The organism is Vibrio sp. OPT46 (assembly GCF_015163535.1).
Classification (GTDB): Bacteria; Pseudomonadota; Gammaproteobacteria; order Enterobacterales; family Vibrionaceae; genus Vibrio; species Vibrio alginolyticus.
Map to the genome: position 1 here is coordinate 1 of NZ_JADDYG010000271.1, position 282 is coordinate 282.

Consider the following 282-nt stretch of genomic DNA (forward strand, 5'->3'; position numbering starts at 1 on the left):
ACTAAGCCAACGAAACAACCTGAGGTTGATGTAAAAGAGAAAATTCTTTCAGACCTTCGTCATTTAGAAAAAGTCGTTTCGAGCAAGATCGCAGAGATCGAAGCGGATCTCGAAAAACTAAAGTAAAACGTTAAGTCTTAAATATTAAAAAAGGGTTAGCATTGATGCTAACCCTTTTTATTTGTACTGTGCCGTCCTAAATAAGGTTGACACTTTCCACCCCCAAAATTGGAGAGTGTTATGAAATCAACAACTAAAAGAACTCAGCGCGATTACTCCCTC

1 protein-coding gene is annotated in these 282 nt (G+C 37.9%); it reads left to right on the forward strand.

Going from position 1 to position 282, the window contains the following annotated elements; translation table 11 throughout:
• The coding region (locus IQR33_RS12620) for a DUF3461 family protein (RefSeq protein ID WP_169709089.1) at positions 1-126 on the forward strand (126 nt) is incomplete at its 5' end.
• Positions 127-282: the final 156 nt, after the last annotated feature.